This is a genomic window from Streptomyces cyaneofuscatus (assembly GCF_000718135.1).
GTDB lineage: Bacteria > Actinomycetota > Actinomycetes > Streptomycetales > Streptomycetaceae > Streptomyces > Streptomyces cyaneofuscatus.
In genome coordinates, this window is sequence record NZ_JOEM01000014.1 from 1 (window position 1) to 25,952 (window position 25,952).

20 protein-coding genes and 1 pseudogene are annotated in these 25,952 nt (G+C 72.3%); 12 read left to right on the forward strand and 9 right to left on the reverse strand.

Annotated elements, in window-relative coordinates; translation table 11 throughout:
• The 4 genes and pseudogenes from IF17_RS0122870 to IF17_RS0122885 all read left to right on the forward strand — a co-directional run.
• A partial coding sequence (locus IF17_RS0122870; protein ID WP_342342168.1) for a zinc ribbon domain-containing protein occupies positions 1-918 on the forward strand: 918 nt, incomplete at its 5' end.
• 386 nt (positions 919-1,304) lie between these two features.
• Positions 1,305-2,312, forward strand: a complete 1,008-nt coding sequence (locus IF17_RS0122875) for a terpene synthase family protein (protein ID WP_030568864.1) — start codon at positions 1,305-1,307, stop codon at positions 2,310-2,312.
• A 317-nt stretch (positions 2,313-2,629) separates the two neighbouring features.
• Positions 2,630-3,505: pseudogene (locus tag IF17_RS0122880) on the forward strand (N-acetylmuramoyl-L-alanine amidase); the annotation flags it as partial.
• 42 nt (positions 3,506-3,547) lie between these two features.
• Positions 3,548-5,026, forward strand: coding sequence for a carboxylesterase/lipase family protein (locus IF17_RS0122885; protein WP_030568866.1), 1,479 nt, complete (start codon positions 3,548-3,550; stop codon positions 5,024-5,026).
• Here IF17_RS0122885 and IF17_RS0122890 read toward each other — a convergent pair.
• The 5 genes from IF17_RS0122890 to IF17_RS0122910 form a co-directional block, all read right to left on the reverse strand.
• Entirely contained in the window at positions 5,023-5,970 is a 948-nt protein-coding gene (locus IF17_RS0122890; RefSeq protein WP_373036960.1) for a CopD family protein, read from the reverse strand. The two genes, IF17_RS0122885 and IF17_RS0122890, sit on opposite strands and share 4 nt — an antisense overlap.
• A 254-nt stretch (positions 5,971-6,224) precedes the next feature.
• On the reverse strand, positions 6,225-6,440 hold the full coding sequence (locus tag IF17_RS0122895; RefSeq protein ID WP_018509815.1) for an EF-hand domain-containing protein: 216 nt from the start codon (positions 6,438-6,440) through the stop codon (positions 6,225-6,227).
• Between the two features lie 120 nt (positions 6,441-6,560).
• Entirely contained in the window at positions 6,561-7,361 is an 801-nt protein-coding gene (locus IF17_RS0122900) for a polysaccharide deacetylase family protein (RefSeq protein WP_030568869.1), read from the reverse strand.
• A 445-nt stretch (positions 7,362-7,806) separates the two neighbouring features.
• Positions 7,807-8,322, reverse strand: coding sequence for an ATP-binding protein (locus tag IF17_RS0122905; RefSeq protein ID WP_018509817.1), 516 nt, complete (start codon positions 8,320-8,322; stop codon positions 7,807-7,809).
• 260 nt (positions 8,323-8,582) lie between these two features.
• The gene (locus IF17_RS0122910) at positions 8,583-9,350 is read right to left on the reverse strand and encodes an enoyl-CoA hydratase/isomerase family protein (protein WP_026241053.1); all 768 of its coding nucleotides are present in this window, start codon (positions 9,348-9,350) and stop codon (positions 8,583-8,585) included.
• A 226-nt stretch (positions 9,351-9,576) separates the two neighbouring features.
• Between IF17_RS0122910 and IF17_RS0122915 the strand changes: the two genes are divergently transcribed.
• Complete coding sequence (locus IF17_RS0122915) at positions 9,577-11,046, forward strand: WD40 repeat domain-containing protein (protein WP_244890541.1); 1,470 nt, start codon at positions 9,577-9,579, stop codon at positions 11,044-11,046.
• 73 nt (positions 11,047-11,119) lie between these two features.
• Here IF17_RS0122915 and IF17_RS0122920 read toward each other — a convergent pair whose 3' ends face one another.
• Together IF17_RS0122920 and IF17_RS0122925 are read right to left on the reverse strand one after the other, a co-directional pair.
• Positions 11,120-12,364 (reverse strand): L,D-transpeptidase, encoded by a 1,245-nt coding sequence (locus tag IF17_RS0122920; RefSeq protein ID WP_030568874.1) that lies wholly within the window; start codon positions 12,362-12,364, stop codon positions 11,120-11,122.
• A 242-nt stretch (positions 12,365-12,606) separates the two neighbouring features.
• The gene (locus IF17_RS0122925) at positions 12,607-13,848 is read right to left on the reverse strand and encodes a L,D-transpeptidase (protein WP_030568876.1); all 1,242 of its coding nucleotides are present in this window, start codon (positions 13,846-13,848) and stop codon (positions 12,607-12,609) included.
• 154 nt (positions 13,849-14,002) lie between these two features.
• Here IF17_RS0122925 and glgX point away from each other — a divergent pair, with 154 nt between their 5' ends.
• A complete protein-coding gene (gene glgX / locus IF17_RS0122930) occupies positions 14,003-16,378 on the forward strand; it encodes a glycogen debranching protein GlgX (protein ID WP_030568878.1) in 2,376 nt (791 codons plus the stop codon).
• A 178-nt stretch (positions 16,379-16,556) separates the two neighbouring features.
• On the opposite strand, the gene IF17_RS01000000136645 is transcribed toward glgX, so the two are convergent.
• A complete protein-coding gene (locus IF17_RS01000000136645; protein WP_032772460.1) occupies positions 16,557-16,865 on the reverse strand; it encodes a hypothetical protein in 309 nt (102 codons plus the stop codon).
• 67 nt (positions 16,866-16,932) lie between these two features.
• Between IF17_RS01000000136645 and IF17_RS0122940 the strand changes: the two genes are divergently transcribed.
• The 6 genes from IF17_RS0122940 to IF17_RS0122965 are packed head-to-tail and all read left to right on the forward strand — an operon-like array spanning position 16,933 to position 25,301.
• Positions 16,933-19,584, forward strand: a complete 2,652-nt coding sequence (locus tag IF17_RS0122940) for a helix-turn-helix domain-containing protein (RefSeq protein ID WP_032772461.1) — start codon at positions 16,933-16,935, stop codon at positions 19,582-19,584.
• The gene (locus IF17_RS0122945; RefSeq protein ID WP_030568882.1) at positions 19,581-20,681 is read left to right on the forward strand and encodes an alpha/beta hydrolase; all 1,101 of its coding nucleotides are present in this window, start codon (positions 19,581-19,583) and stop codon (positions 20,679-20,681) included. The genes IF17_RS0122940 and IF17_RS0122945 overlap by 4 nt, the downstream gene beginning before the upstream one ends.
• A 21-nt stretch (positions 20,682-20,702) precedes the next feature.
• Complete coding sequence (locus IF17_RS0122950) at positions 20,703-23,075, forward strand: hypothetical protein (RefSeq protein WP_030568884.1); 2,373 nt, start codon at positions 20,703-20,705, stop codon at positions 23,073-23,075.
• Positions 23,072-23,518, forward strand: a complete 447-nt coding sequence (locus tag IF17_RS01000000136650) for a hypothetical protein (RefSeq protein ID WP_051884100.1) — start codon at positions 23,072-23,074, stop codon at positions 23,516-23,518. Before IF17_RS0122950 ends, IF17_RS01000000136650 begins: the two co-directional genes overlap by 4 nt.
• Positions 23,515-24,939: a PrsW family glutamic-type intramembrane protease gene (locus IF17_RS0122960; RefSeq protein WP_051884101.1), complete on the forward strand. Its 1,425-nt coding sequence runs from the start codon at positions 23,515-23,517 to the stop codon at positions 24,937-24,939. The genes IF17_RS01000000136650 and IF17_RS0122960 overlap by 4 nt, the downstream gene beginning before the upstream one ends.
• Positions 24,936-25,301 (forward strand): hypothetical protein, encoded by a 366-nt coding sequence (locus tag IF17_RS0122965; protein WP_030568893.1) that lies wholly within the window; start codon positions 24,936-24,938, stop codon positions 25,299-25,301. The genes IF17_RS0122960 and IF17_RS0122965 overlap by 4 nt, the downstream gene beginning before the upstream one ends.
• Here IF17_RS0122965 and IF17_RS0122970 read toward each other — a convergent pair.
• Positions 25,277-25,939, reverse strand: coding sequence for a response regulator (locus IF17_RS0122970; RefSeq protein WP_030568896.1), 663 nt, complete (start codon positions 25,937-25,939; stop codon positions 25,277-25,279). The genes IF17_RS0122965 and IF17_RS0122970 overlap by 25 nt on opposite strands.
• Between the last annotated feature and the right edge of the window lie 13 nt (positions 25,940-25,952).

Below are 25,952 nucleotides of genomic sequence, written 5' to 3' on the forward strand. Positions count from 1 at the left end.
AAGCAGAAGACGGCATACGAGATTTCTGCCTGTCTCGTGGGCTCGGAGATGTGTATAAGAGACAGCCCCCAACACCCCCCGCACCCCACGACGCCTCCCGTACGCCCCGCCCAGCCCGCGTCCTCCCCCACCCCCGAGGCGCCGATCGGTGCCGTCCGGCCGGCGAAGCCCGTGGCGCGGCGGCCCGTGGTCCGGCCGGTGGAGGAGGACGAGGCGCCGGACGGGCCGCCGTGCCCGAAGTGCGGGACGCCGAACCGGCCCGGGCGGCGGTTCTGCCGGCGCTGCGCGGCCCTGCTCCACCCCAAGGAGGAGTCCGCGCCCCTGCCGTGGTGGCGCACGGTGTGGCCGTTCCACCGCCGAGTGCGGGTCCGGTCGGGCCGGGTGCTGCGGCGGATCCTGCTGGTGCTGGCGGTCGTCGGGCTGCTCTTCGCGGGCTTCCTGTTCCTGCCGGCCGGCCGCGTGCTCTTCGAGGACGTCCGGGACAAGCTCGGCGGCACGGCGGAGATCAGCCCCTCCGGGGTGACCGCGAGCGGCGCGGCCCCCGGCCATCCGGCGGGCGCGGCCACCGACGGCCTGACCAACAAGTACTGGGGCGCACCGTCGCTGGGCTCGTCGCTGACGTGCACCTTCGCCACGCCGTTCCGGCTGGTCGGGGTCGTCCTGCACACCGGGGCGTCGAAGGAGCCCGAGGAGTTCCGCCGGGAGCCGCGGCCGATCCGGGCGGAGCTGATCGTCACGACGGCGGACGGCACGCGCCACAAGCAGCAGCTCACGCTCAACGACAAACCCGGCGAGCAGACGGTACGGACCGGCATCAGCGACGTCGCCTCCGTGCAGCTCGTCCTGCTGGAGGCGGCGGGCCGGGCCGAGGGCCGTCCGATCGCCCTCGGCGAGGTCGAGTTCTTCAAGCGCACCTGACCGGCGTGGGCCCCGGTGCGACGCACTGGGGCCCCTCCGGTTGTTTTCAGTCTCAGAAGCCCTCCAACTGCTCATAGCTGCGCAGCAGTTCTGACCGATGAAGCAATTCCGGTCACATATGGCTTCCCTCCACCCCTCCACAGGGGGTTGACTAAGCCTCACGCATGGTGACGCGATCGGTCTCGCCGACTCGTCGACCCAGCTCCGGTGCCCCACCCCGGCGGAGGAGAGAGGACAGCGATGACCGGCTCACCTCGTACGGTCTCCCCTTGGCCAGGGCATATGGACACCCGGCGGCCGCCCTCCGGCGGGAGCGCGCCCATGCGCGATCACCGGGAATGCGCGGCGCGCATCGCCCATCCGTACTCATTCGACGAGGGGCAGCAATGAGCCAGATAACGTTACCGGCGTTTCATATGCCGTTCGCCAGCGCTGGGTGCAATCCGGGTCTGGAGAAAACCAGGGAGGCCGCCTGGGAATGGGCGGAAGCGGAGGGGCTGATTCTCTCTGTTCCGGCCCGCAGGAAGATGATCCGTACCCGGCCGGAACTCTGGATTTCCCTCATCTTCCCGAAAGCGTCGCAGCACCATCTGGACCTCTTCTGCCAATGGCTGTTCTGGGCCTTCCTGGTGGACGACGAGTTCGACGACGGGCCGGCCGGCCGTGACCCCCTGATGTGCGAGGCCGCGATCACCCGGCTGGTGGACGTGTTCGACGGGGCCGCGCCGCGCGGGCCGATGGAGCAGGCGCTCGCCGGGCTGCGCGAGCGGACCTGCCGCGACCGGTCCCCGCAGTGGAACCGGCAGTTCCGGCGGGATACGGCGGCCTGGCTCTGGACGTACTACGCCGAGGCGGTCGAGCGGGCGGCCGGGCAGGTGCCGAGCCGGTCGGACTTCGTCAAGCACCGCCGGGACTCGGTGGCCATGCAGCCGTTCCTGGATCTCCATGAGATCACCGCCGGAATCGATCTGCCGGATTCGGCCCGGAGCCTGCCCGCGTACATCGCCCTGCGGAACGCGGTGACCGATCATTCGGGGCTCTGCAACGACATCTGCTCGTTCGAGAAAGAAGCCGCGCTCGGCTACGAGCACAATGCGGTACGGCTCATCCAGCGCGACCGCGGCTCCACACTCCAGGAAGCCGTCGACGAGGCCGGAATTCAACTGGCACGTATTGCCGAGCGGGTGGTGCGGGCGGAAAAGGAGCTGATCGAGGAAATCGACGCGGCGGGGATCAGTTCCACGACCCGGGCCGCACTCGAACGCTGCGTACAGGACTACCGGAGTCTCGTACGAGGCGACTTCGACTATCACGCGCGCGCCGAGCGCTACACCCGCCCGGACCTGGTGGAGCTGGACGCGCGGAACTCGATGTCCCGCTACTTCGCCGCCTGAGAGCGCCCCGCCACACCTGCGTGAGGCCAGGGGGCTTGGAGGCGGAAGCCTTCCAAGCCCCCTGGGGCCGACCCCCCACTTCCGATCCGATCCATCGGGCCCATCGGGTCCATCAGATCGATCGGATCACATCGCGGCAGTCGGGAAGGGACAGGCCCGGTCGGAAGCGATCGCATGGAAGACTGTGCCGCGCAAGCATGTCCCGGGTCGCCCCACCGGCCGGGCCGGCCACTTCGCCGTGCCCCCGGTCAGCGGCTGACCGGTCGGAATGCCATGTCTTCCACCACAGTCCCCGGGGAATTCACACGTGAGAGCACAGCAGCGCCTCCGGCTCCACGTACTACACCAGGTCTGCCGTCACCGTCGGCTGGAAGGCGGCCACGCCCGCCGCCCTCGTGAAGCAGTACGAACTGCTCGTCGGCGGCAAGCCGGTGGCCACCGTCAAGGGCAACGTCACCTCGGTCGCGGCCACCCTCGCGGTCGGCAAGCACTCCGTGCAGGTGCGGGCCACCCACCAGTCGGGCAAGGTCACCACATCGGCGGCCGCCACGATCGTCGCCGAGCGCACGGCCCCCGTCTTCACCACCAAGCCGGCCCTGACCCTGCGCGCCGGCACCGTGAACACGGCCGCCGTCCCGCTCACCCTGACGTGGAAGGCCACCGACGCCACCGCCCTCAAGGAGGTCCGGCTCACCGCGCCCGTCGCCAAGACGTACGGCCCGACGACCGGCAGCGCCTCGCACACCGCGAAGTCCGGTGCGGCGACGGCCTGGAAGATGACGGCGTACGACCACGCGGGCAACACGGCCGCCGCCTCGGTCTCCGGCACCCCGGTGATCCTCCAGGAGACCGCCGCCACGAAGACCGGGAAGTGGACGGCGAAGTCCTCCTCCAGCTACCTGGGCGGCAGGTCTCTGACCAGCAGCACCAAGAACGCGAGCCTGACCTGGACGTTCACCGGCCGGTCAGCCGCCTGGGTGGTGTCGCGGGCCGCCACTTCGGGGCAGGCATACGTCTATGTCGACGGCAAGAAGGTGGCCACGGTGGACCTGAAGTCGACCGCCACCAAGTACCGGGACGCGATCTGGACGCAGTCCTGGTCGACCAGCGCCCAGCACACGGTCAAGATCGTGGTGGTCGGTACGAAGGGCCGCCCGGCCCTGACCACGGACGGGCTGGTCTACCTGAAGTGACCCGCTGAAGCCACCGCACCGCGAGAGGGGTTGGCACACACCATGTCCGACATCGTGGAGGCCAGAGCCAGGACCGTGCAGGGCACGGTGCGCGGTGCGGTGGAGCGGGGTGTCGCGGTCTTCCGCGGCATTCCGTACGCGGCTGCGCCGGTGGGCGCGCGGAGGTTCCGCGCGCCGGAGCCGCCGGAGCCGTGGGAGGGCGTGCGCGACGCCCTCGCGTTCGGGCCCACGGCGCCCAAGCGGCCCTACGCCCCGCCGCTGGACCGGCTGCTGCCGGACCCGGCGGTGGAGGGCGAGGAGTGGCTCAACCTCAATGTGTGGACGCCGTCCACGGAGGGGGCCGAGGGTGGCGAGAGGGCCGAGGGGCTTCCCGTACTCGTCTGGATCCACGGCGGCTCGCTGCTGCACGGTTCCTCGGCGGTGCCGGTGTACGACGGGTCCGCGTTCGCCCGGGACGGGGTGGTGCTCGTCTCCGTCAACTACCGCCTGGGCGTCGAGGGCTTCGGCCTCTTCCCGGACGCGCCCGCCAACCGGGGGCTGCTGGACCAGCTGGCCGCCCTGGAGTGGGTGCGGGAGAACATCGCGGGGTTCGGCGGCGACCCGGACCGGGTGACGGTGGCCGGGGAGTCGGCGGGGGCGGTGAGCATCGGCGCCCTGCTGGCCACGGACCGGGCGGCGGGGCTGTTCCGGCGGGCGGTCCTCCAGAGCGGGGCGCCCGCCGCCCTCACCCCGGACGCCGCGCGCGGGACGACCGAGCTGATCGCCCGGCGGCTCGGCGTCCCCGCCACCGCCGCCGCCTTCGCCGCCGTGGACCCGGCGGCGCTGCTGACCGCGCAGACCGAGGTGACGAGCGGCGGCAACCCGCTGACCGGCCGCAACTCCTTCCAGCTCGTGGTGGACGGCGAGCTGCTGACCCAGGACCCGGCCGAGGCGCTGCGTACGGGCCCGGCGGCGGCCGGGATCGACCTGCTGATGGGGACGAACACCGAGGAGTACCGGCTCTGGTTCGTCCCCGGCGGCCTGACCGAACGCATCAGCCGGCTGAAGCTCCGCCTGGCCCTGCTCAAGTTCAAGGTCCCGAACGCGACCGCCCGCACCTACCGGTCCAACCGCCCCGACGCCACCCCGGGCGAACTCCTCGGCGCCCTCGCGACGGACCTCCTGCTGCGGGTCCCGCTCAACCGGCTGGCGGACGCGCGGGCCGGTGCCCCGGGGTCCACGTACGTCTACGAGTTCGGCTGGCCCTCCCCCGTACAGCGGCTCGGTGCCTGTCACGCGCTGGAGCTGGGGTTCGTCTTCGACACGCTCGCCCACCCCGACACGATGGCCCTGACCGGACCGGACGCCCCGCAGGAGCTGGCCGACGCGATGCACCGGGCGTGGGTGGAGTTCGCGACGACGGGCGACCCGGGGTGGCCGTCCTGGGACGCGTCGCGGCCCGTGCGGTTCTTCGGGCCCGGTGCCCCGGCTCTCGTCCTGGCCCCGCGCGACGACGAGTTGCGGAGCTGGGGACGGGGTTAGGGTCGTAGCGACATCCCGTGCGGGTCGGGGACCACGGTGAGGATCGCCGAGACGACCACGACCGCGCCCAGCACGGCCTGTTCGCGGCGGGCGAGGCGGTGGGCGACGGCCGGGTCGGTGTCCCGGAGCATCCGCCGCCGGGCCGCCACCGCCAGCGCGCTGACCACCGCCATCAGCGCCAGCTTGACCAGCAGGGTGCGCCCGTAGGCGGAGGTGAACACGGTGTCCAGCGGCAGCCGGCGCAGCGTCGATGCGGTGCCGGTGGCGGCGAGGGCCACGTACAGCCAGATCGCCAGGCGCGCGTACCGGCCGAGCAGCGCGCGGGCGGCGTCGGGCGACCCACGCCAGAGCCACATGGTCCGCAGGACGTACAGCAGGCCCCCGGTCCACAGGGACGCGGCGGTCAGGTGGACGACGGTGAGCGCGGCGCCGATCTCCGGGCTGTACGCCTCCGGGTGGGCGCGGATGGCTTCCGCGCCGATGACGACGGCGAGCGGGGCGAGGGCGAGGGCCGGCCGCTTGCTCGCGGCGCAGAGGGCGGCCAGGACCAGGCCGTTGGCGATGAGCAGGAGCAGCCCGCCGTCCCGGGTCGCGTACGTCTCGGTGATCCCGAGCCCGCTGACGGCGGCGAGCTGCACGATCTGCCCGGCCGCGGCGGCGGCCCCGGCGAGCGCGGCGTACAGGGACCAGCTCCGTACGGCGGTACGGGGGCGGCTTCGGACGGGCCGGATGAGCTGCGGGGCGAGGAGCTCACCGAGGTGGACGGCGAGTGCGGAGAAGAGGACGGTACGGAGGAGGGTGGTGAGCCCCGCGCCGGGTATCCGCAGCTCCCCGGTGCCGCGCGCGGCGATCCCGGGGCCGGCCAGGGCTATGAGGAGCGCCAGGAGTCCGGCGGCTGCCAGGGCGATGGTCGCGGCGTCGGCGGGTGCACCGGCTGACGGCAGACGGGGAGGGGTGGCCGTCGTACCAGGTCCGGTGGACGGCGGGCCGGCTCCGGTGGCCGACGGCAGACCAGGTCCGGACGACGACGTACCGGAGCCGGATGCCGACGTGCCGGAGCCCGTCGGCGGCGTCGGTGCGGTCGGATCGGCCGGAGGTCCGGAGAAGAGCACGGCTCGATCGTCTCCGGCGGACACCTACCCGGCAAACCGCACAGGTCCCCCGGCCGGCCCAAGGCGGCCGGGGGTCCCGTAGCGGCTCAGGCCTTGTTCTGCGCGGCCCAGAACTCGTCGAAGGTGAGCAGGCCGTCACCGTTGCCGTCGTGGGCGTTGATGATCGCCTGGGCCACCGTCTCGGTGACGAACGGGTCGCCCAGCTGCGCCATCGCGCTCTTGTACTCGTTGGCCGTGATGAGACCGTCGCCGTTCGCGTCGAACTTCTCGAATACCGTCCGCGCCGACTCGATGTCCGCCACTGTTCCCGCCCCTTCGTGGTGCCGAATGTCTGGATCAGATTATCCGGCCGTACGGGTGACGGATGCGGCGGCCGGGGCAGGGGCCGGGAGCCGGCGGCCCCTGGTGCACCGGCCCTGACGTCAGCTCAGCAGCTCCGTGGCCGTCACCGCGCGCAGCCCGCGCCGCTCGATCTCGGTGAGGAGCAGGGGCAGCGCGGCGACGGTGACGGGCCGGGCGAGGCTCAGCCCCACCACGGAGCCGTGCCGGAGCTCGCCCGTCACCTTGCGCAGGACGGCAGGTACCCCGGTCGCGGCGTGGTCGAGCGACTCCACGTCGTACGAGAGGACGTGCGGGTAGCCGGCCCGCCGGGCGAGGTGCTGGACGAGCGGGGTGGCGTCGGGGCCGGGCGAGGGGCGGAACCAGGTGCCGATGGACCCGGTGAGCCGGCGCAGCCGCCGGGCGCAGGCGGTGATCTCCTCGTACGCCGCGCGCTCGTCGAGGGCGGCGAGGTCGCGGTGGTTCTGGGTGTGGTTGCCGATCTCGTGGCCGCCGTCGAGGATCCGGCGGGCCATGGAGGGGTGCGCGTCGAGCCAGCTGCCGACGGCGAGGACGGTGACCCGGGCGCCGGCCCGTTCGATCCGGGCGAGCGCGGCGGTGGCGAGGCCGGGGTCGCCTCGGCCCTCGAAGGTGAGGGCGACGCGGGGCCGGTCGCGGGGGCCGTGGGTGATGCGGACGGGCAGGCCGGGAATGCGGCGCGGGGCGCGTGCGGCGGTGGGCGCGGGGGTGGCGGCGTACGGGGGTGAGGACGCGGGCGCCCCGCCGGCCACGGCCGCCGGACCCCCGGGGCTCCACGCGCAGCCCGCCGCGAAAGCCGCCGCGAGGAGCCCGGCGCCGGTGCCCAGCGCGTCGCGGCGGCGCATCGGCGCCCTGCGTCCGTCCATCCCCGACCACCTCGCGTTCCACAGCGTCCCCGGATTCCCCGGATCTCCGGATCTCCGGATTCCCCGGGACACAGTAGAGGCGGAACGGGCGAAACATCCCGATTGACCGATTGTCGGAATGATCTATGAATCATTCATGCCACGCCATAAGGATGCACGGAAAGCCAGGCGAGTGACCGATCCCACCTATGATTCAGCAAAGAAATGACTGATTAACCCGAGAATCACCCTAAATGAATCTTTGGCACCGAGGTCGCCCGTCTGCCATAGTCGGAGCCACGACCCCCATTGACCCGGGCCGAGGTCGTCGTAAGCGGCCGTGAACACACCCCACCTTTCACGGCCCCCACAGAAGCCCCCGCAGCGCCGCACCACGGCCGACCGGGGGCTTCTGTGCGTCCGGCACGTGTCAGCGGGTCCGGTCAGCGGCCGGATCAGGGCCGGATCAGCGGTCGGAGATCCGCATCTCGAACCAGGTGGTCTTGCCGCGCGGCAGCAGATCCACGCCCCACCGGTCGGAGAGCTTGTCGACGAGGAAGAGCCCCCGCCCGCTGATGTCCATCTCGCGCACCGGCATCAGGCACGGCAGTCCGCGCGAGGGATCCCGCACCTCGATCCGGATCCAGCCCCGGCGGCGCACCATCCGTAACCCGAAGACGCGGGCGCCGGTGTGGCGCACCGCGTTGCCGACGAGCTCCGAGACGAGGAGTACCGCGTACTCGGCGGTCTGCGGAGAGAGGGCCCACTGCCGGAGTACCACACAGGAGGTGAGCCGGCGGGCGGTCGCCGCGGACTCCGGCCGCGACGGCAGCCGGACTTCCCCCTCGGTCGGATTTCCGAACAACTCCAGCGCCTTGAACGCCTGTTCGTCATCCATACCCGACGTCCAGCGTGCCGCGGTCGCGCTGCTGCGCGGTCGCGGCTGATCCACACCCTCCAGGCCCGCCATGCCCACCATCATGGACGCAGAATTCGCACTCCGGGGCCGTTCCGAGGGAATCCGCCCCCCGGAACACCCTATTCCGCACAGGGCAGTTGGCATATGCCGGAGGCAGAACGAGGCTCTTCGGGGCCTCGTTGAGCTGCGGCGATGTGCGGCCCGGGCGGGATTGTCCCGAGGGATACGGCACCGGGCCTTAAGGTTGCCTTAAGGCCCGGATAATCCGCTCGGAGGGATGAACCCGCGTCAGGAGTGCATCCGGAAAAGGCGCTGGGAGAAAATCAGAGGAACTTCGCCTTCCCGGGACCCTCCTCCACGAAGCTGCGCATCCCGCGCTCGCGGTCCTCGGTGGCGAACAGCCCGGCGAACCAGTTCCGCTCGACGGTGAGCCCGGTGTCGATGTCCGTCTCAAGACCCGCGTCGACCGACTCCTTGGCCGCACGCAGCGCCAGCGCGGGCCCCTTCGCCAGCTGGGCGGCCCAGGCGTGCGCCTGCTCGTAGACCTCGGCGGCGGGCACCACCCGGTCCACCAGACCGAGCGTCAGGGCCTCCTCCGCCTTGACCATACGGCCGGTGAAGATGAGGTCCTTGGCGCGGGACGGGCCGATCAGCCGGGCCAGGCGCTGGGTGCCGCCGGCGCCCGGGATCAGCCCGAGCAGGATCTCCGGCTGGCCGAGCTTGGCGTTGTCCGCGGCGATGCGGAAGTCGGCGCAGAGGGCCAGTTCGCAGCCGCCGCCGAGCGCGTACCCGGTGACGGCGGCGACGACGGGCTTGGGGATCCGGGCGACGGCGGTGAAGGAGTCCTGGAGCGCCTTGGAGCGCACGACCATCGCCGTGTGGTCCATCGCCTGCATCTCCTTGATGTCCGCACCGGCCGCGAACACCTTCTCGCCGCCGTAGAGGATCACCGCGCGCACGTCCTCGCGCCGGGTGGCCTCCTCGGCGAGCTCCCGCAGCCGGTCCTGGACCGCCACGTCCAGGGCGTTCATCGGCGGCCGGTCCAGCCGGATGGTTCCGACGTTGTCGCGTACTTCGAGAGTCACAGTCATGCAGGCAGGTTAACCACTGCTAACGCGGACGGACCCGGTGCCGTCGGTCACAGCACGGGCAGAGACGCCGTGGCCCCCGTGCAACAAACTGCTTGTCCCGGCCGGCCGATGACGCTTCTGTATCCACAAGAGCGCCGCCGATCCGCGGTGGCGCTCCGACATCGGGGTGGGATCAGAGTTGAGCAACACGTCAGGAAGAAGCGGCCGCAGGCTGACAGCGGTGCTGATGACGGGTGTGCTGGCCGGGTCGGCGCTGACGGCGGCCACCGGTACCGCGTCGGCGACCGAAGGGGTCGGGGCGGCCGCCGTGGTGCCGTCGGGGCCGGGCATGGAGTTGTCGGCCGCTTCGTTCACCCAGATGACGGTGGACGAGGCCAGTCGGCGCGTATGGATCGCCGGTGACCGGGTCTACCCGGACGGGTCGCGGCGCGGTGAGGTGGTCGGCCTGCTCTACGGGGGCGTGGGCCCCGCCATCGCGAGCGCCGACGGGGCCGCTCCGCTGTCCGGCGTCGCGGTGGCACCGGACGGCTCGAAGCTCTATGCCGGGCAGTCGGACCACATCGCGAGCTACGCCCATGAGAACGGGTCCCTGTCTCCTCTCGACCCGGTTCCCGCTCCGGCCGACGGCTGTGGACGGGAGCTGGTGCACACCGGTGGGCGGCTGTTCTTCACCAGCCGGCCGGCCGCGTCGCCCGAGGACTGCTCCGGTGCGCAGGGAAGTGTCAGCGTCGCCGCGGCATCCACGGACGCCCCGGCCGGGGTCGTCATGTACACGGGCACCGAGGTCCATCTGGAGGGAGGACCCGGAGGTCTGCTGGTGACCGCTCCGGAGCGCTGGTCCCCCACCGACGACCCCGACCTGGGGATCTACCGGGTGACGGACGGGGCCGACGGGAACGTGCTGGAGTTCCTGGGCGAGCGCCGGTTCGGCGAGGACGGCACGGGCCCGGGCATGGATTTCCGGGACGCCGACTTCTCCGCGGACGGCTCCGTCCTCGCGGTCGCCGACGGAGTCCGGGGGACCGTGCTGCTCGGCGGCCAGGACGCCAACTTCCGCGAGAACCCCTACGCGCCGCTGCCGCAGGGCGTGGCACCCACGGCCGTCGCCTTCAGCCCCGACGGCAAGTGGTTCGCCCAGGGCGGCGCGGCATCGGGCGATACGGCCGACCTGACCCTGGCGTTCGCCGACCCGTCGGTCGAGCGGCAGCCGCTGCGCATCAGCTTCGAGGACGAGGCCGCCGGCCACCGTGTGGTCCCGCGGGGCATGGAGTTCTCCGGCGACGGACAACAGCTCTTCGTCGTGACCTCCGACGAGGCGGGCACGAAGTTCTGGCTGCACACGATTCAGACCCGGGAGGCCCTGGCCCCGTCGCGCATCGTGGACGTGGCACACGGCCCGGCGGTCGCCGGGGGCCCGTTCCGGGTGACCGGACGACTGGACCTGGACGGGCTGGAGCCGACCGAGGCGCCGAAGATCACGGCCCAGCGGCTGAACGGCTCCGAGGTCACCGACCTGCCGCCGGTCCCGGTCGCCGAGGACGGGACGTTCGTCCTCGAAGACGTCCTGCCGGACCGGGCCGGCCACGTCCTCTACATCCTCGGCTACGCGGGGGGTGAGCACCACCAGCTCTCGGATCACTGGCTCGCGGTGGAGACGGCCGAGGCGCCGGGCACGGTGCCCCGCGGCGGGCGGTAGACAGCGGGCCCGGTGCTGTGGGTCACAGCACCGGGCCCGCCGGGGTCCAGCCGGGAAGTCGCAGGAGGCAGTCCTACTTCTTCCACTCCTCCCAGTCCATGTTCCAGCCGTTGAGGCCGTTGTCCGGCTGGATCTGCTTGTCCTTGGAGTTCTTCACGATGACCACGTCACCGATGAGCGACCTGTTGTAGAACCAGGCCGCCGGGGTCTGGTTGTCGTAGCCGCCGCGCACATCGCGCAGACCGACACAGCCGTGGCTGGTGTTGGTGGAGCCGAAGATCGAGGACGCGCCCCAGTAGTTGCCGTGCAGGAAGGTCCCCGAGGTGGAGAGCCGCATGGCGTGCGGCACGTCCTTGATGTCGTACTCGCCGCCGAAGCCGACGGTGTCGCCGTTCATCCGGGTCACCTTGAGCTTCTCGCTGATGACCATCTGACCGTTGTACGTCGTCGTCGCCGGGGCGCCCGCGGAGATCGGGATGTCCTTGAGCAGCTTGCCGTCACGGACGACCTTCATCCGCTTGGTGCTCGCGTCGACGGTCGAGACCTGGCTGCGGCCGATGGTGAACGTCACCGTCTTCGCCTGCTTGCCGTAGACCCCCGGCCGTCCCTCCACGCCGTCCAGGTGGAGCTCGACGGTCACCTTGGTGCCCGGCGCCCAGTACTTCTCCGGGCGGAAGTCGAGGCGGTCGTTGCCGAACCAGTGGCCCTCGATCTCGACGGCCGGCTCGGCGGTGACCTTGATGGCCTTCTCCACCGCGGCCGACTCGGTGATGCCCCGGGTGAAGTTGATCGAGACCGGCATGCCGACCCCGACGGTGGAGCCGTCCTCGGGCGTGTAGTGCCCGATGAAGGTGTTCTCCGGCACCAGCGTGGTGAAGGTGGTGTCCTTCGCCGACTCACGGCCCTTGGCGTCCTTGGCGACCGCGTGCACCGCGTACTTGGTGGCGGCGGCGAGGTGCCGCTCCGGCACCCAGCTCGCGCCGTCGGCCGCGATCTCGCCCGCGACCGCGTTCCCCTTGGGGTCGGCGACCTTGACCGTGGTCAATTTGCCCTGCGCGGCGGTGATCTTCAGCGCGCCGCTGGTCGCCACCGACTCCGCGCCGTCCTCCGGCGCGATCGTCACCACCGCCTGCGAGGCCGTGGTGTCCTCCGCCTTCGAGCCGCTCTTGCCGCCGCCCTTGCTTCCCGCTTCCGCGTCCCCGCCGCACGCCGTCACCAGCAACAGCATGGCGCCCAGGGCCAGGGCCAGGGGCCCCGATCCGCCGCGCCGCTTTCTGCCCGCCCCGGCCGATGCCCCCGATATCGGCTGCACGTTCACTGTGGTGTCTCCCCTCGCCGGGCCCGGCTTCCAAGCCATGACCCGCATCCCCCGCGCGCTGCTCATACGCGCTCCACCGCAAGATAATCACACCGTGGGCGGGGTGGATCCCCTCCGGAATGTCACCGTTCCGTCCCAAGTGGCGGGGAGAGCCGTGCAGGTGGGGCGGGGTGCGGGGCGCCCCCGGGACAGGGGCGCCGCACCCGGGGTCAGCGCAGGACAGGGGCGCCGCACCCCGGGGGTCAGCGCAGGGCGGAGCCCGCCTTCCACTTCTTCCAGCCCATGTTCCAGCCGCTGAGCCCGTTGTCCGGAGCGACCTTCCTGTCCTTGGAGTTGACGACCTCCACCACGTCCCCGATCAGGGTCCGGTCGAAGAACCAGCCGCCCGGCGTGGTGGCGCTGCCGCCCTTCGCGTCGCGCAGCCCGATGCACCCGTGGCTGACGTTCTCCTCGCCGAAGACCTCCTCGTCGGCCCAGTAGTTGCCGTGCAGGAAGGTGCCGGAGGTGGTGAGCCGGATGGCGTGCGGGACGTCCTTGATGTCGTACTCACCCTTGCCCTTCTTGTCCGTGAAGCCGACGGTGGCACCGTTCATCCGGGTCACCTCGTGCATCTCGGAGACGACCATCTTCCCGTTGTACGTGGTCGTCTTCGGGGCCCCCGCGGTGATCGGGACCGTGCTGACCAGCTCCCCGTCCCGGCGCACCTCCATGGTCTTGGCCTCCGCGTCGACGAGGGAGACCTGGGAGCGCCCGACGGTGAAGGCGACCGTCTTGTCCTGGCTGCCGTAGACCTTCGGCGCGCCCTCCACGTCCCGCAGTCCGATGTCCACGGTGACCTCGGTGCCCGGCTTCCAGTACGTACGGGGGCGGAAGTCGAGGCGGTCCTTGCCGAACCAGTGGCCGACGACCTCCACCGCCGGTTCCGCGGTCACCCGGATGGCCTTCTGCACGGCCGCCCGGTCGGCGATGGGCCGGTTGAAGGAGAAGGAGACGATCATGCCCGTGCCCACGGTGGACCGGTTCTCCGGCTTGAAGTAGCCGATGAAGCGGTGCTCGGGGACGAGGGTGGTGAACGTGGCGTGGCGGGCCGAGCGCTGTCCTGACGCGTCCACCGCCACCGCGTCGACGCTGTACTTCGCGGCCAGGGCGAGCCGGGCCGCGCCGGGCTCCGGGTTCCAGGAGAGGCCGTTCTTCGCGATGCGCCCGGCCACCGTCTGCTGCTGGGCGTCCTCGATCCGCATCACCTTGACGCTCTCCAGCCGGCCGTCGGGGATCTTGACCCGGATCGGGGTCTCCGCGTCGACCTCCTTCGCCCCGTCCTCCGGAAAGATGCTGATCACATCGTTGGGAGAGCCTGGTTTGCCGTTGAGCAGGGCCTCTCTCGTATCGGTGCATCCGGTCAGCAGGACCAGCATGGTGAGCAGTCCTGCGCATGTCAGCACGGCGGCCGAGCCCGCCCGTGCGCTCTTCGCTGCATGGTTCACGCTCCCCCAACGACCAGGGCCGGTCGGGGGAAACGTGAGTGCGGGGCCCGCGGTGGGCAGAACAGAGGGAAGGACTACCAGGAGAGGGCCGCGGCCGGGACGTCGCGCGCCCCCTTTCCGGTGCCCGTCCTCATGAGCCGCGGGAGGCGACACGGTGTCGAGCGCAGCCGAGCAGGAGGCAGTACAGGAACCGGCCGGGAGGGCGGTGGAGCCCGGTCAGCCATCCGGGCGGGCCGCGCCCGTCACCGTACGTACGGAGGTCACGGGTACGGAGGCCGCCGGCGCCGTACGCACGGAGGACCCGAACGGCCTACGCGTGGCGGCCGCGCAAGCGGTCCGCCCGGAGGTCACGGGTACGGAGGCCGTGCGCGCCGAGCCCCGCGCGCCCGTCGTGTGGCCCGGGGCGCCCATGCCGCTCGGGGCCCGCTTCCGGGTCGGTCCGGACGGGGTGGCGGGCACCAACTTCGCGCTCTGGGCCGGCGGGGCCGAGGCGGTCGAGCTGTGCCTCTTCGACGAGCACGGCAACGAGACCCGCTGCCCGCTGACCGAGCTGACCCACGAGATCTGGCACGGCTTCGTGCCGGGCATCCGGGCCGGTCAGCGGTACGGCTACCGGGTGCACGGCCGCTGGGACCCGTGGACGGGCGCCCGCTGGAACGCGGCCAAACTGCTCCTGGACCCGTACGCCCGTGCGGTCGACGGCACCTTCACCCTGCCGCCGGAGGTGTACGGGCACGTCCGCGACTGGCCCCAGCAGCATGTCGCCGACACCGTGCGCGACGACCGGGACTCGGCTCCGCACGTCCCCAAGGGCGTGGTCGTCCACGATGACGACGACTGGGTGGAGGACCGCCGCCCCAAGACCCCGTGGGCGGACTCGGTCATCTACGAACTCCACGTACGCGGCTTCACCAAGCTCCACCCGGACATCCCGCCCGAGCTGCGCGGCACCTACGCCGGGCTCGCGCACCCGGCCGCGATCGACCACCTGACGCGGCTCGGGGTGACGGCCGTCGAGCTGCTGCCGGTCCACCAGTTCGCCCACGAGGACCATCTGCTGCGGCGCGGGCTGCACAACTACTGGGGCTACAACTCCATCGGCTACTTCGCCCCGCACGCCGACTACTCCGCCTCCGGCTCGGCGGGCGGCCAGGTCGGCGAGTTCAAGCGGATGGTGCACGCCCTGCACGGAGCGGGGATCGAGGTCATCCTCGACGTCGTCTACAACCACACCGCCGAGGCCGGTGAGCTCGGCCCGATGCTCTCCCTGCGCGGCATCGACAACCGCGGCTACTACCGCCTCCAGAACGACCCCCGCCGCTACGCCGACTACACCGGCTGCGGCAACACCCTGCACGTCGTCCAGCCCCAGGTGTTGCGGCTCATCACCGATTCGCTGCGCTACTGGGTCACCGAGATGGGCGTCGACGGCTTCCGCTTCGACCTGGCGGCGGCGCTCGCCCGCTCGATGCACGACGTCGACATGCTCTCCCCGTTCCTCGCCGTCATCGCCCAGGACCCGGTGCTGCGCCGGGTCAAGCTGATCGCCGAGCCGTGGGACGTGGGCAACGGCGGCTACCAGGTAGGCGCCTTCCCTCCTCTCTGGACCGAGTGGAACGACCACTACCGGGACGCCGTACGGGACTTCTGGCGCGGCGCGCTCCCCGACGTACGGGATCTCGGCTACCGGCTGACCGGCTCCAGCGACCTGTACGCCTGGGGCGGCCGCCGCCCGTACGCCTCCGTCAACTTCGTCACGGCGCACGACGGGTTCACCCTGCGCGACCTGGTCTCCTACGAGCACAAGCACAACGAGACCAACGGGGAGGGCAACCGGGACGGGACCAGCGACAACCGGGCGTGGAACTGCGGGGCCGAGGGCGAGAGCGACGACCCGGAGGTCAACGCGCTGCGCCGCCGCCAGCTCCGCAACCTGCTCACCACGCTGCTCCTCTCCACCGGGGTCCCGATGCTGGTGGCGGGCGACGAGATGGGCCGGACGCAGGGCGGCAACAACAACGCCTACTGCCAGGACAACGAGATCGGCTGGCTGGACTGGTCACTGCTGGAGCAGCCCGAGTGGCAGGAGCTGACCGAGCTGACGGCCCGGGTGCTGAAGCTGCGCCAGACCCATCCGGTGCTGCGCCGCCGCGCGTTCTTCTCCGGCCGGGCCCAGGCGCCGGACGGGCTGCGGGACCTGGCGTGGTTCACCCGGGACGGCCGGGAGATGACGGAGGGCGACTGGTACGCGCCCGCCGCCACGCTCGGCCTCTACCTCTCGGGCCGGGACATCCCGGGGCGGGACGCGCGGGGCGAGCCGGTCACCGACGACAGCTTCCTCGCCGTCCTGCACGCAGGCGCGGAACCGGTCGCCTTCGAGCTGCCGGGAGCGCCGTGGGCGGCGGCGTACGAACTGGTCCTGGACACCTCCCGGGAGGACCAGGCCGAACCGCACGGCACGGTCCTCGAAGGCGGTACGGAGCTGACGGTCCCGGCCCGCTCGGTGCTGCTGCTGCGGGTGACGGCCTGAGGGGCGGCGCGACGGCCGGTCGCCGGCCCCGGTAGCGCGAGATTCGGCGGAGCTCGACCAGCCGGATCAGGCCATTTCAGCCATGGCCCGCCGGCGCCGAGGAACCCCCCGTCGGCGCCGACGGCGGTCTCCTCGGCACCGGCGGCGCTCCCGTCGGCGCGCGCAGGTGCCGTTCGGGTCAGCGGCGCCACACGGCCACGGCCGCCGCGGCCGCCGCCAGGAGCAGGCAGCCCACTCTCGTACGGAACGCCACCCCCCGGTTCTCGACGTGGCCCCCCAGGGGCGTACCCGGGTGCTTGCGGGCGTAGTGGCCGACCAGTTGGCGCTGCCCCTCCGTCTTCTCCAGCCAGAGGGTCCTGAAGTCGCATTCGCCGCACCAGTAGCGGTTGGTCACGTCGATTCCCTGACTTTCTCCGGGCGGCCGGGGGCTGTTCCCGTCCACGGTGGTCCCGGTGACGGTGACCGGCCAGGTCAGGCCACCGGCCATCGATGGCCGGTGGGGCGCCGACCGGGCACCGGTAGGCTCTCCGCCGCCGAACGGGGGGAGTGGGCGGATGACGGAGAATGTCGGCACGTTGCTGCGCAGGCTGCGCGACCGGGCGAACCTGACGCAGGAGCAGGTGGCGCACCGGTCCGGGGTCAGCGAGCGCACCATTCGCCGGCTGGAGAGCGGCGGGTCCATGAGCCACCGCACGGACACGCTGAACCGCCTCGCCGACGCGCTGGAGCTCGGCGAGGGCGACCGGCTCCTGCTGGCGGCGACCCTGGCCGGCGGCCCGGCGGACCCCGGGTCAGGCACGGGGCCCGGCACCGCAGCCGCCGACCCGGCAGCGACCGTCCCGGCCGGAGCCTCGTCGCAGAGCCCCGCCCCGGCCGGAGCCTCGCCGCAGAGCCCCACCCCGGCCGGAGCCTCGCCGCCGGGCCCCGCCCCGGCCGGGCGCGAGCCGGGGCACCGGGCACCGCCGGTCCCCGAGGCGCTCGCCGACGCCGTACGGGACCTGGCGACCGAGGTCCGGCGCCGCTGGCGCGGCGAGGAGGAGCAGCGACGCGTCCACGACCCCTTTCCGCTGCCCGTGCGGTGGACCTCCGCACCGGCGGCCCTGGTGGACCGGGCGGAGAACATCCAGCGGCTCGGACCGGGTGAGGAGCTGGGCCGGGTGGACCTCGACGGGGACCTGAGGAGCACGGCCCACGTCTACCGCAGGATCCCCTCCGGGCGGCTGGTGGTGCTCGGCAGGGCCGGGTCGGGCAAGTCGGTCCTGACGATCCGGCTGGCCCTCGACCTGCTCGATCCGGCGGCCCCGTACGGGCGGGTTCCGGTGATCTTCAGCGTCGGCTCCTGGGACCCGTCGGCGACCGCGCTGCGGGACTGGATGACCGGCCGCCTGCTGCGGGACCACCCTCACCTGTCCCGCCGCTCCTCCGGCGGGGCGACGCTCGCCGCCGCGCTCATCGACGCCGACCTGGTCCTCCCGGTCCTGGACGGCTTCGACGAGATCGCCGAAGGACTGCGGCCCGAAGCCCTGGACGCGCTCAACGCGTCCTCCTTACCGCTCGTCCTCACCAGCCGGCGCGAGGAGTACGCCGAAGCGGTGCGGGCGGCGCGGTCCCCGCTCGTCTGGGCCGGGGCGGTGGAGCTCACCGACCTCACCCCCGACGACCTGGCGGACTACCTGCCCCGCACCGCCCGCGCCATGGGCAGGGCCGACGACGTGCCCGAGGCACCGGCCGCGCGGGGGTCGATGTGGGACGCCGTCCTCGCGGAGCTGCGCGGGAGCGGGGACAGCGGGGACAGCAGGGACAGCGGGGACCCGGCGCCCACCCGGCTGGCCGCGGTGCTCGCCACGCCGCTCATGGTCGTCCTGGCCCGCACGCTGTACAGCGAGAGCGCGTCGCGGGACCCCGCCGAACTGCTGGACCCCGTCCGCTTCCCCTCGGTCCGGAGCCTGGAGGAACACCTGCTGGCGGGGTTCGTACCGGCCGTCTACCGGCGCCGCGCCCCGGAGCGGGACTCCGGGGGACGGCGGCCGAAGACCCCGTACGCCGATCCCGCGAAGGCCGAGCGCCGGCTCGGCCACCTCGCGCACCACCTGGTCCGCCTCGACCACGAGCGGCAGGACCTGGCGTGGTGGCGGCTGGGCCGTTCGCTGTCGCGCTGGTCACGGACCTGGGCCTTCACCCTGGCCACCGCCGTGAGCGTCACCCTGGCGGTCTGGATCGTCGGAGTGCTGCTCAACCCGCTGACCCTCGGGGCGGTGCTGCTGCAAGGGCTCCTGATGGGGCCGGCCGCCGGTCTCACCTTCGGCGCCGTCTACGCGCTCACCGACCGGTACGGCGGGGAGGCCTTCGAACCGACCCGGGTCCGGCTCACGCTGCGCTTCACGCACGGTGGTCCCGTCCACCGGCCGCTGCGCACCGTGGCCCTGCGTTCCGTGCAAGGTCTGCTCGGCGGCACGGTGGCGGGCATCGGGTGCGCGTGCGCCCTCACCCTCGAACGGGCGCTGGTCCAGCGGATACCGCTGCTCGATCAGGACGTCGTCGTCGACACCCTGCTCAACATGGCGATCCTCGGGCTCATCTTCGGCTCGGCCGGTGGCCTCGTCTTCGGTGCCATGGGGCTGCTCGAAGCGCCGGTGGACGTCATGACGGCGGCCACGCCCGTCAGTCTGCTGGCCGCGAACCGGGCGACGGCCGCCCGCCAGTTCCTCATCCTGGCACCGGCCCTGAGCGTGACCATCGCCGTCGGCGGATACCTGATCGTCGAGCTGCTCCGCGGGGTGATGGGGCCGCTCCACTGGGAGGTGGCGGACAGCGTGCTGTTCGGGGCCGCGTGCGGACTCGGCGGCGCGGCCTCGTACGTGCTCACCTTCACCGCGTGGGGCCAGTGGCTCGTGCTCGCGCGCATCTGGCTGCCGTTGGCGGGGCGCCTCCCCTGGGACCCCGCGGCCTTCCTGGACGACGCCTACCGCCGAGGGGTGCTCCGCCAGACCGGGGCGGTGTACCAGTTCCGTCATGCCCGGCTCCAGCACCATCTGGGACGGGTCTTCCGCGAACGGCACCCGGACTTCGCCCCCACCGCGTTCGACCGGTCAGCGATGGCCGGTCGTCTGGCCTGTCGGCCCGGCGCACGGGACACCAGCATCGAACCGTCCGGTTCCCGGCGGCCACCGCCTAGCGAACCACCCTCGACCGAAGGTTCCCGATGAAGTCCCTGCGCCTCACCGCGATCGGCGCGGTCCTCGCGCTCGCTCCCCTGACGAGTGCCGGCCTCGCGCACGCGACGGCCCCGGCCACCCTCTCCTCGACGGCCGTCTCTGCTTCCGTCCCGGTGTTCACCGACGGCCACGGCCTGACCGTGGTGCCCGGCGGGACGGAGGTGCACAGCCCCACCGACCTCACCCTCACCGTCACCACCGGCCAGCTGTCCGGGAAGCACAAGATCCGGGTCCTGCTGCCCTCCGGGTACGGGAGTGACCCCGAACGGCGCTGGCCGGTCACGTACTTCCTGCACGGAGGCGGCGGCACCGTGAACGACGTCGTGGCCGCCCCGGCGCTGCGTTCGGATTCGATGATCACCGTGGTGCCGGACGGCGGTCTGAAGGGCTGGTACGCGAACTGGGTCATGCAGAACACGGCGGAGGGCGCAGCGAACTGGGAGACCTTCCACCTCACCCAGGTCGTGCCGTTCATCGACGCCAACCTCCGCACCCGCGCCGACCGGGACCACCGGGCCGTCGTCGGCCCGTCCATGGGCGGCTTCGGCGCGCTGCACTACGCGCAGGCCCGTCCCGACCTGTTCGGCCACGTGGCCGCGCTCTCGGGCGGCATCGACTTCGGCATGTGGCAGGTCCGGGCCGCCGTCCTGGCCACCGAGCTCAACGCCACGGGCGCCTGGTGCGCGGCGAGCAGCTCCTCCAGTACGTCCGGCTCCGGCGAGTGCACCGGATACGGCCCCTACGTGGACAGCGACGCGATCTTCGGCTCCCCGTACCCGGTCCTCGGGGCGGACCGGGTGTGGAACGCGGTCGACCCGGCCGCGCCGTCGAACCTGGCCAAGCTGTCCCGTACCGGCATCACCCTCTACACGGGCGACAACGACCTCATCGACGTCCACACCGCGGCGGCCTCCACCACCGTCAAGTCCCGCCTGGACCAGCTGAAGATCCCCAGCCGCCTGGTGAACTACGGCGACGGCAGCTCGCTCTCGTCCACCTGCGACGGCGGGCACAACTACGGCTGCTGGGCTCCGGCCTTCGCCGACTACGTCCCGCGTCTCACGGCAGCGTTCGCGGCCGCCGGCTGACACCCCGGGAGAAGAAGAACCATGCCTGAACCACGTGTTCACGCGCGCCTCACCCGAGCGGGACACCTGCTGGCGGTACTGGGGCTCGCCCTGGCCCTCGTCGGCGGGGGTACGGTCCCCGACGCCCGTGCGGCCCCCACGCCCAAGCCGACCCCGCCGGCAAACGACGTACGCCCGCCCGGAGCGGCGGACGGGCTCGACCTGTCCAAGATGAAGGGCGTCGACAACCCGCTGCTGCACCCCCTGCTGCTGCCCGTGGCCGACCTGCGTCAGGAGCTCTACCGCGGGCTGCTGGCCAAGGGTCAGAAGACGGCCGCCGAAGACGCCTTCGCGGGCTACCGCAACGGCGCGGTGGAGTTCATCGACCCGACCCTGGTGGATTTCGAGAAGTGGGAGGAGATGCGGAACGACACCGTCGAGCCGCATCTCCGCGGGCAGTTCTGGCGCTTCTCCCTGGTGCGGCTCGACTCGGTGGCGGCGTTCCTCGACCCGAAGGCGGTCGCCCGGATCCGGAAGGAATCCGGCCCCCAGTTGATCGCCATGAGTGCGCTGAACGTCCTCGCGGGGGAGAAGAACGCAGGCGTCAAGCAGAAGAAGCCCATTCACTCCGAGGCGCTGCTCAAGCGGCTCCGCGGCCGCCACAAGATCCCGGAGGCGGCGCGTCTCTACGCCGCCTCGGAGCGCCGGCAGTGCGAGCGAGGATGTTCCCGGCTGCACCCCCTCTCCCTGCGGACGGGATACGGCTGGCCGTACGGGTTCTCCACGCTGGCGATGGAACTCAAAGCACGGCGGTTGGCGCAGATCGACGCGAGTGACGCCACACCGGAGCAGCGCGCGAGGCTGAAGCAACAAGCCATAGACCGGATGGAGGTGGACCGCGAACAGCTCAACAACACGACGAGGCAGCATCTCGACTACGCCCTGGACCAGGTCAAGGCACTGGCCGGCTCCGAGCAGGAAGCGACCGTCAGCGCTCTCGCCGGAATGTTCCACACCGACGCCACGCGCAAGTGCCCGCCTTCCTCCTCCCGCGTACGGTCCCTGGGCCGTGGTCTGCCCGGAGTGGCGGCGCCCGTGATGGCGCTCCGCGCCGCCGCGCCCTGCGGCGAGGCCGAGGAGGAGGACCGGGTACGGCCCGGCGCCACGGCGACGGGGCTCGGCCAGGCGCTCGCGGGTTCCGCCATGGACCCCGGAGGCATCGACTTCACCTCCATGGAGCTGCGCTACCTCGCCGACCCGGGCGACGGCAGCGGTCTGCAGTACGCCTTCGAGGCGGGCCGCGACCCGTGGCGCGGCGACGCGCGGACCAGCACCGGCCTGAGCGCGGCCACCCTCAGCTCGGACGCCTTCTTCGTCTGGCTGTCGCTGCGTCCCCAGGACTTCTGGGTCAACCTCAACCCCGACGAGCCCGACCGCATCGTCGACCGCGACCTCGGCACCACCGACGCGGGCCGGGTGCTGCTCCAGGCCGACCTGCTCATGAAGAAGACCGTGGGCAGGCTGATCCACCCCGACACCGGGGCGGGCAAGGACCTGTGGAACCGCATCCAGGGGCAGTGCCTGTCGTTCCGCACCTGGATCGTCCCCGCACCCGCCTCCGTACACCAGCAGGGCGACAAGCTGTACATCCTGGACGCGCCGCTGGACGTGAAGATGGAGACCCAGTACCTCAAGTCCCGTGGCGTGACGGCAGGCCAGAGCTGCCCGCGCCGGAGCAAGGCCGACGAGGAGCACAACGAACGGGTCTACCGCGACCTGGTGCTCTCCAAGCTGAAGAAGGCCATCAACACCGACCGCGACTACGCCGACCTGCGCCGCGTCTACCTGGCCCGGGTCGCGGCCGAGTGGTACCGCAACCTCAGCCGGACCAGGGAGACCACCTACGGCTCGCTGATCGACCGCGGCGACGCGGACGCCTGGCGGACGAAGACGTCGTGGAAGCCCACCGACACGTTCGACGCGTTCGTACGGTCCTACACCAAGGGCGAGTTCAAGGTCACCCGGCGCAGCACCCGCGGCAACGCGGAGTACGTCACCACCTACACGTACGGCGGTGTGGACCTCACCCGGGTGCCGATGCGCAACGCCCCGTCGGCGGAGTTCGCCGCGCAGGTGGAGCGGTCGCTGCGCGCGGCGGACACGCCCGGGACGGGCGGGACTGCGTGGCTCGGCGCGCCCACACCCCTGCAGGCCGCCGGACCGGGCGAGCCGGCCGGCGGGCTGTCCGACTCCGCTCTGGCCCTGCGTCTCCTGCCCACGCTCCTGGTGCCCGTCGCCGGATTGCTGTGGTGGCGCAGACGCCGCCTGAACGGCGCCGGGGCCAGTCCTCTCCGCCGCGCTGTCGCGTCGGCTCCGCGCTCGCCCCTGTGGTCACGTACTCGGAGGTCCCGATGAGCTTCTTCGGCCCTGAACCGCCCGATCCGGCCGGGCGTCCCGACAGCCCCGACGGTCCCGACGGCCCCGGCCCGGACCGGCAGCCGCCGCGGCGGCTCATGGCGGTCGTGGGCGGCCTCGGGGCGGCCGCGATCGTGCTCGGTGCCCTCGTGGGATTCACGAGCGATCCGCCGATCCCGCTGCCGGAGAAGATGCCGACCATGCCGTCCCGCCCGGGCATGGCCCCACCGCCCTCGGGATGGCCGACGGAGCTGCCGTCGGACTTCCCGACGGACTTCCCGACCGGTCTGCCCTCGGATCTCCCGTCGGACTTCCCGACCGGTTTGCCATCGGACTTCCCCACGGATTTCCCGACGGGGCTGCCCTCCGACTTCCCCACAGACTTCCCCTCCGGCTTCCCCACCGCACCCCCCGGGCCCGCCCCGCAGGGAGGTACCCCATGACCTCGCCCGACTCCGTCGTCCCCTCACCCCCGCCCCGCCCGCCGGACCCGTTCCGGCGCCCCTGGCACATCGCTCTGGGCATCGCACTCGTCCTCTCCGCGGCCTTCGCGACGGCACAGGTGCTGTACTGGGCGGCACCGGAGATCACGTCGCCCCTGCCGTGGATGAGGATCTATCTGCTGCCCCAGCCCCCCGCCCTCCGGCTGACGCGCGTGCTGCTGTACTCGGGCTGGGGCGTCGCCCTGGTGCTCGCGGCGGTGCTGTACGGCGCCACGCGTGCCGGCCGCGTGCGCGTCGTACGGGTCTGCCGGGCGGCCATCCTGACCGTGCTGCTGCTGCCGTACGCCGTGATGGCGCTCGACACGCTCGCGGGGGCTCCGCTCACCGCGCTGCTGTGCCTGGCGACCTCCGCCGTGGCCCTGCTCGCCGTGCACCGGGTCCAGCTGTACCTGCGGCTCCCGGCGCGTCTGACGCTGCTGGCCTTCGCGTGGGGCGCCCTGGTCGGGTCCGGGTTCGCCATCGTGATGAGCATGTGGTTCGGCTGGTACGCGGGGGGCTACCTGCTGGACTTCGAGCGGCCACGCGGTTCGATCCGTACCCTCCTGGCGCTGTTCGCCCTGAACGCCGACTTCTTCTCGGAGGTGGGCAAGGCGGCGGGCGTCGCACTCGTCCTGCTGGTCTTCCGGCGGTACGTGGACGGGGTGGTCTCCGGCCTCGTGCTGGGAGCGGCCTCGGGTATCGGCCTGAACCTCACCGAGACCGTGCGCTACATGGCCGAGATCGAACCGGGCCAGCCGGCGGCACAGTTCTGGACCCGCCAGGTGGTGGGCCTGCTGACCGTGCACGCCGTCTTCAGCGGGCTGGCGGGGGCGGGGTTCGGGGCCGCGCTGCGGGCGGGGCCCGGGCGGGGCAGGGTGTCCCTGTGCCTCAGCGGACTGCTGGCCGCGTTCGGCGGGCACCTGCTGTTCGACACCCTCATGCCGCTGCTGGACCGCCGGCGCCGGGACCTGTTCTCCGGCGCCGAGACGCTGGGGGTGCTGGTCGGGGTGCCGCTGGTCACCCTGATCGCCGCGGGCCCGTTCGTGGTTCTCTGCCTCCTGCTGCTGCGGCGGGGACTGCGCGATCAGGCGGCGGTGCTGCGGGCGGCGCTGCCCGTGGAGACGGCGAGCGGAACGGGCGCCGTGACACCGGCCGAGGGCGGCCTGCTGCTCTCACCGGGGCGCCGGCTGCTGCTGGAGCTCGCGGTCTGGAGACGCGACGGGACGGCGGGGCTGCGGCACCTGATCCGCCTCCAGCAGGCCCAGTTGAGGCTCCTGCACGATCCGCTGCCGCACCGGAGCGATGAGGTGCGGCAGTTGAAGGGCCTGCCGCCGCTCTCCCCGAATCCGACATTGCCCATCGACCAGGGAGTCTCCTCATGACCCGGATCTCTCGGGCCGGGCTCGTCACCGGGCTCACCGCCGTGGTCCTTCTCCTCGTACCGCCCGGGCAGGCGTTCGCCCAGTGCGCGGCCCCCGACTACCGGGGCGGCCGGGCGCTGCCCAGCGGGGCCTGCCCCACGGAGACCGCCGGTATGGCGTCCGCCGTGGTGTGGATCGTCCTGGTCCTGGCGGCGCTGGCCTGGCTTGCTCTGGCGAAGCAGCGCCGGCGGACCACCACGGAGGCGGACCTGGCGCTCGTGGACGCGGGCTTCGCGGCCGGACCAGGGCAGGAGGGCGAGGAAGGCGAAGCGGGAAGCGACGTTCCGTCGCGTACGGGTCAGCCGAGGATGCCCCGGTCGTAGCCGACGGCCACGGCCGCGGCCCGGTCCTTGGTGCCGAGCTTGGCGAAGATGTGGGTGAGGTGGGTCTTCACGGTCGCCTCGCTGATGAAGAGTTCGGCGGCGATCTCCCGGTTCGTCGTGCCCTTCGCCACCAGCACCAGCACCTCGCGCTCGCGGGCCGAGAGGGTCGCGTCGGCGGGGGCGGTGGGGGTACGGACCCGGGTCATCAGCCGGGAGGCGACGGCGGGCGACAGGACGCTGCGGCCGTCGGCGGCGGCCCGGACGGCGGCGAACAGCTCCTCGCGCGGGGCGTCCTTGAGCAGATAGCCGGTGGCGCCCGCCTCGATCGCGGGGAGCGTGTCGGAGTCGGTGTCGTACGTCGTCAGCACCAGGACCTGGGAACGGGCGCCGCGCCGGGTCAGCTCGGCGATGGCGGCCACTCCCCCGCCGCCGGGCATCCGCAGGTCCATCAGGACCACGTCCGGGTCGTGGCGTTCGACGACGGCGAGGGCGTCGACGCCGTCGGCCGCCTCGCCGAGGACGTCGAAGCCGGGTTCGGCGGTGAACATGCCGCGCAGGCCGTCGCGGACGACGGGGTGGTCGTCGACCAGGACGACGGTGATGGTGCGTTCGGGGGTGCGTTCGGGGTTCTCGGTCATGGCAGGGATCACC

What these genes read in the sequence shown, in the direction of transcription:
- IF17_RS01000000136645 (WP_032772460.1), bottom strand. Translation starts at nt 16,865, where the DNA reads ATGGCCGGTGGCCTGACCTGGCCGGTCACCGTCACCGGGACCACCGTG.
- IF17_RS0122970 (WP_030568896.1), bottom strand. Translation starts at nt 25,939, where the DNA reads ATGACCGAGAACCCCGAACGCACCCCCGAACGCACCATCACCGTCGTC.
- IF17_RS0122885 (WP_030568866.1), top strand. Translation starts at nt 3,548, where the DNA reads ATGTCCGACATCGTGGAGGCCAGAGCCAGGACCGTGCAGGGCACGGTG.
- IF17_RS0122940 (WP_032772461.1), top strand. Translation starts at nt 16,933, where the DNA reads ATGACGGAGAATGTCGGCACGTTGCTGCGCAGGCTGCGCGACCGGGCG.
- IF17_RS0122960 (WP_051884101.1), top strand. Translation starts at nt 23,515, where the DNA reads ATGACCTCGCCCGACTCCGTCGTCCCCTCACCCCCGCCCCGCCCGCCG.
- IF17_RS01000000136650 (WP_051884100.1), top strand. Translation starts at nt 23,072, where the DNA reads ATGAGCTTCTTCGGCCCTGAACCGCCCGATCCGGCCGGGCGTCCCGAC.
- IF17_RS0122950 (WP_030568884.1), top strand. Translation starts at nt 20,703, where the DNA reads ATGCCTGAACCACGTGTTCACGCGCGCCTCACCCGAGCGGGACACCTG.
- IF17_RS0122875 (WP_030568864.1), top strand. Translation starts at nt 1,305, where the DNA reads ATGAGCCAGATAACGTTACCGGCGTTTCATATGCCGTTCGCCAGCGCT.
- IF17_RS0122945 (WP_030568882.1), top strand. Translation starts at nt 19,581, where the DNA reads ATGAAGTCCCTGCGCCTCACCGCGATCGGCGCGGTCCTCGCGCTCGCT.
- IF17_RS0122965 (WP_030568893.1), top strand. Translation starts at nt 24,936, where the DNA reads ATGACCCGGATCTCTCGGGCCGGGCTCGTCACCGGGCTCACCGCCGTG.
- IF17_RS0122910 (WP_026241053.1), bottom strand. Translation starts at nt 9,350, where the DNA reads ATGACTGTGACTCTCGAAGTACGCGACAACGTCGGAACCATCCGGCTG.
- IF17_RS0122900 (WP_030568869.1), bottom strand. Translation starts at nt 7,361, where the DNA reads ATGGACGGACGCAGGGCGCCGATGCGCCGCCGCGACGCGCTGGGCACC.
- IF17_RS0122905 (WP_018509817.1), bottom strand. Translation starts at nt 8,322, where the DNA reads ATGATGGTGGGCATGGCGGGCCTGGAGGGTGTGGATCAGCCGCGACCG.
- IF17_RS0122915 (WP_244890541.1), top strand. Translation starts at nt 9,577, where the DNA reads ATGACGGGTGTGCTGGCCGGGTCGGCGCTGACGGCGGCCACCGGTACC.